Here is a 238-nt window from a genome sequence, read left to right as displayed (position 1 = left end):
GCTTTATATCTATCCACAGGTGCTTCTAGAACCTATCTGTATTCATCATACCACACTCAGGCTTTAAAGCAACTATCTCGTACAAGAAATAAGCTGATTCGTTCTCGCAGCGACCAATACGTTATTATCACAAATGTTCTTGATGTGGAATTCCCTGAATTTAAAGCTTTCTTTCATAACAAACTTAGTGATACTGCTTTATTTCTTTTAAACAAATATAAAACAGTGGATCGTATGA

Annotated in this window: 1 pseudogene; it reads left to right on the top strand. The window is 34.5% G+C overall.

Going from position 1 to position 238, the window contains the following annotated elements:
* Positions 1-238 (top strand): annotated as a pseudogene (locus LI241_RS16035) (IS110 family transposase); the annotation flags it as partial.

Origin of the sequence: Longicatena sp. 210702-DFI.1.196, from assembly GCF_020563125.1 — a bacterium.
GTDB classification, from domain to species: domain Bacteria; phylum Bacillota_I; class Bacilli_A; order Erysipelotrichales; family Erysipelotrichaceae; genus Longicatena; species Longicatena caecimuris.
This window is presented reverse-complemented; position numbering and strand designations above follow the sequence as displayed.